Consider the following 4,421-nt stretch of genomic DNA (forward strand, 5'->3'; position numbering starts at 1 on the left):
GTTTTAAGGTGAGTGGGTTTCCTTACGGTAACGGGCTTTAACCCAGTTTAAATCAGAATAATAAGTGCCTTTTTTATAACAAATAATGATGAAAAAAATTAAAGATCCAAGCTTGAGTAATAACTATTTGCTGACACATTGTCGGATAAGTTCAATCAAGCCATCCAGCTGTTGTTTGGCCTCTCCCTTTAGCGCATAACCAAAGTTGATGCGTAAGCTGTTGCTGTAGAGATCAAGAGTGCTGAACAGATGCCCAAGCCGAATATCAATCTTCTTCTCAGAAACCGCTTGAGCAAACACGATATGGTTGAGGTTAGGGATCTGTAGCCAAAGTACCATGCCACCTTGTGGGCTGCTTATTTTGACATCATCAGGAAGGTTTTGAGTCAAATAACTTAGGTATTGCTGGCGTAAAGAGAGGATTTGAGCACATCTTCTTCGAACGTGTTTTGCGTATTGACCAGATTCAATAAAGTCAGCGACAGCGAGTTGAGTGGGCAGGGCAACGCCGTAGCTTGCAGCAGAAAATTGCGCTTTGTACTCATTAATATACCTTCCAGGTAAGCACCATCCTAAGCGGTAACTCGGTGATAAGCTTTTCGAGACAGAACCACACCATAAAACATAACCATCTTTGTCATAGTATTTGGCGGGCAGTGGCGTGTGCGAAGAATAAGAAAGTTCTAGATACACATCGTCTTCGACGATCGGCACTCGATATTCATTCGCTAATGCCGCCAATTTCTGCTTTTGGCTGGCAGACATATTGATCCCTTGTGGGTTCATATGAGAGGTACAGAATATAGCGGCATCGACACGCTTACTTTTCAGATGTGTTTCTAACTGTTGTAGGTCTACACCGTCATCTAGAGATGGGATCTCGATGATCTTACGCGACATCTTGCCAAGTAATTCGAGTATGCCATTAAAGCATGGTGAGCTAATGGCAATGGTATCGCCTTCTTTGGTGCATGATTCAAGAGCGGCTTTTATTGCCGACATACAGCCAGCGGTGATCACCAGTTCATCGGGTGAAAAATGCACATCAAGCTTAGCAAAGTGAGTGGACAATGCTTGTCGTAATATCGGCTCGCCTTGAGTATCAGGGTAATGGTTGAGCCTGTTACCCATGCGTTTGATAGAGCGGCGGAAACTGCGTTCTAGTTCAACGACCGATTGCTCATCATTGGTGGTGCTAGAAACCCCTAAAGGCCCATTTATTGCGTTGTGAGTCGATGCAGTTTGTCTAACTCTGGAAACCTTACTCTCAAACTGTGCCCATTCAGGTGTGGAGTGAGCAGGCTTATGAGGAGAAACAAAATACCCAGCTTGTGGTCGAGAGTGAATCCAGCCCTGAGATTCTAACTCTTGGTAACAGCTGACTACAGTCGACATGCTGACGGCTTGTTGCTTAGCTAATTGACGAAGCGAAGGCATACGCCCACCTTCGGGTCTTTTCCCACTCTCAATCTCATTAATAAACTGATTCGCAAGTTTTCTGTAAATGCTCATGACTGAAGTTAACTGTACTGGTTTTTGTTGCAAAAATTGTATCTGTACCGCTTTTGTTGTTCAAGGGATACTCTTTCAAAACAAAGGAGGGGGACAGTATGAAAAGAAATGATTTGTTGCTAGCGGTATTGGTGATGGCAATTTGGGGATTCAATTTCTCGATGATTAAAATGGGTGTAACTAATGTTCATCCGTTGCTGGCAACGGCCGCGCGTTTCTCGCTAGCGGTGATTCCAGTGATATTTTTTGTGGCGAGACCGAATGTCGCTTGGCGCTATTTAGTGGGTTACGGCTTCGTGTTTGGTGTGGGTATTTGGGGCATGGCATCATGGTCGATCACAGCAGGCCTCTCATCTGGGCTTTCCTCAGTATTGCTTTCAAGCAACGTGCTTATTGGAATGGCAGTTGGGGTATGGGTTTTCAAAGAAAGTGCGTCGGTTCGTAAGTTAATTGGTGCGATGTTAGCCCTGTCTGCACTTGCAGTTTTAGTTTCAGCGGCGAAAGGGAATGTCACCGTTAATGGCGTTATCTTGATTATGATTGCAGCGTGCAGTTGGACCTTAATGGGCGTCATTGTTAAGGCTTCCAAAACTAAGCAGGCGTTTGCTTTTAATGTGTGGGGAATGTTGTTTGCACCAGCGCCGTTGGTGTTGTTCGCTGTGATGTTACACGGGGATCAAATCATTTGGCAGGGGATTGAACAATGGGATTGGAACACAACGATTGCGGTGCTTTTTCAGGCTTATCCAACCACGCTATTTGGCTATTGGGTGTGGAACAAGTTGTTAATCCAATATCCACTAAGCACAACTGCACCGTTAACCTTGCTGGTACCAGTCTTCGCGTTGATCAGCGGATACTTTATGTACGACGAAGTGTTGTCACTCGCTCAAGTAGTGGCATCGGTGTTGTTCTTAATCGGGATTGGTTTGATCGTTAAACCTGCAAAAGCGGTGAGTAGCGGTACATCCGGTGACAGAGAAGTGGAAAGAAAACTCGCTAAGCAATCATGATGTCGTTTTCATTAACGAAGAGGGGGTTGAAGTAACCTTTATAGCTGTATACCCCGATGACCATGATGTTGAACTATGAATTAAAGCCTCGCAAGCGCGGGGCTTTCTTATGATGGGATGAGTACATGAAGTATGATCATTATCTAGGGTTCTCGATTTTCCTTCTAGTTATCAGGTGTTTTCTTGTTCTCTCTTTTAGAGAATGATTTGTCTTATTGTTATGTTATATTGTAACAATAACGCAGGGTGACTTGCATCTTCGATACTTGGAAATCAATTACATGGAAAACATCAAGCAAGTCCTACTGGTCGCCGGAACTCACGGTAACGAGCTTTCTGGAATCTACCTAAACAAACTGATCAAAGAGCGCATGTATGCCGCCGATCGTTCGACATTCTCTACGAATTCAGTTATCGCAAACCCTAAAGCGGTAGAGCAGAACATACGATACCTTGATACGGACCTAAACCGTCAGTTTTCTAATGCTAACCGAGACGACACTGCTGCTTTAGCTGAGCACACAGTGGCGCGACAGTTTATAGATAGACACGCAAGCAAAGAGCAACAACTGATTGTGGATTTACATAACACGACCAGCAATATGGGGGCGACATTAATCTTGCTTTCCAATGATGCTTTCTATCAAAAAATGGGCGCGTATGTGAAACAGCGAATGCCAGAAGCTAATATTCTGTTCGAAGATAGAAAGCCTTGGGATGAGCAGCCATACCTTTGTACTGCCGGGAAGTGCGGTGTGATGATTGAAGTGGGCGCTCAGGCACATGGTTCGCTTAAATTCGACACGCTTAAACTGATGAAGCAGATGCTGACCATGGTTCTTGATTACGTTGAGAAGCACAACCTCAACCAAGTACAAGCGTTAGAAGACTACGATGCTTTTTTCTATGTTGAAGAGGTTAATGTTCCGCTTGGCCCAGACGGTATGCGTGTTGCTACTGTGCACCCAGCGATATGTGGTCGGGATTTCGAGGTCGTTAAGCAAGGGCAGCCGATATTGGCGACGTTCTTTGGATATGATATTTGTTGGGAACGTGAACAAGACATATACCCGCACTTTATCAACGAGAGTGCTTACGCTAAAGCTAACATTGCGATGGCATTAGCAGAGAAACGATTGGTGTCGGTAAACTAACTTAGTGATGTTTACTCCAATGTCTAAAAAGCCCTATGAGTGTCTTAATTCATAGGGCTTTAGTTTTAATCATCGATAGAGCGAATTTAGTTAACAAGACAATCTAGAAGCTGGCTTTCCAGATCACTCTTTATGTCCTGACCAATTACTTCAATTCTGGTTTCACTGCACTCATCGAGTTCTGATTCGGTCAAACCATCCTCTGTTAAGTTGTAGCCAAAGATACCATTTGGAGTAATAAACACCGCCTTCATACGTTCAACTTTCAAGCCGACTAGAAAGTGTCGTAAACGCTGGTGGTCAAACAGTTTATCGGCTGCAAATCGCCAGCCAATACTCTCGAAGCCTTCACCTTGGTTGGTCGCTTTGAGCATGCCACTTTCTGGCATCGGTAGTTCAGACGCAAGTGGCTTATCTTGTTTATGATGATGGTGGTGATGGTGCCCATGAGCTTGATGATGGTAAAAGCTGGTGTCTCCATCAAACTCATCGAAAGGGATCTTACCGTGATGAGCAAAGATCAGCTTAGTATCTGGGTGACAAATCTGAGCAACGTACTCGGCAAGTTTTTCGGCATCCCCCTTGTTATAAAGGTCTACTTTATTGCCGACGATCGTATCCGCAATGGTAATTTGTTGGTTGAAAGTATCGTGGTCAGAATAACGAGTATCAGACAGCTTGCGAGCATCTACCAAGGTGATGTTCTTTTGCAGTGACAGCACTTTACGATAATGTTCAGAAG

At 44.3% G+C, this 4,421-nt stretch carries 4 protein-coding genes; 2 read left to right on the forward strand and 2 right to left on the reverse strand.

Annotated elements, in window-relative coordinates; translation table 11 throughout:
• Positions 1–123: 123 nt before the first annotated feature.
• Positions 124–1,512 carry a PLP-dependent aminotransferase family protein gene (locus tag BCT81_RS06885; protein WP_102423640.1) on the reverse strand — a complete coding sequence of 463 codons (1,389 nt, stop codon included), beginning with the start codon at positions 1,510–1,512 and terminating at the stop codon, positions 124–126.
• A 98-nt stretch (positions 1,513–1,610) separates the two neighbouring features.
• Between BCT81_RS06885 and BCT81_RS06890 the strand changes: the two genes are divergently transcribed.
• Together BCT81_RS06890 and BCT81_RS06895 are read left to right on the forward strand one after the other, a co-directional pair.
• Entirely contained in the window at positions 1,611–2,525 is a 915-nt protein-coding gene (locus BCT81_RS06890; protein ID WP_102423641.1) for an EamA family transporter, read from the forward strand.
• A 281-nt stretch (positions 2,526–2,806) separates the two neighbouring features.
• The gene (locus tag BCT81_RS06895) at positions 2,807–3,679 is read left to right on the forward strand and encodes an aspartoacylase (RefSeq protein ID WP_102423642.1); all 873 of its coding nucleotides are present in this window, start codon (positions 2,807–2,809) and stop codon (positions 3,677–3,679) included.
• A gap of 86 nt (positions 3,680–3,765) precedes the next feature.
• On the opposite strand, the gene BCT81_RS06900 is transcribed toward BCT81_RS06895, so the two are convergent.
• Positions 3,766–4,421 (reverse strand): GTP-binding protein (locus BCT81_RS06900; protein ID WP_277869800.1); only part of this gene is annotated, 656 nt, incomplete at its 5' end.

The sequence above is a fragment of the Vibrio sp. 10N.261.52.A1 genome (assembly GCF_002876325.1).
Lineage (GTDB): Bacteria > Pseudomonadota > Gammaproteobacteria > Enterobacterales > Vibrionaceae > Vibrio > Vibrio chagasii.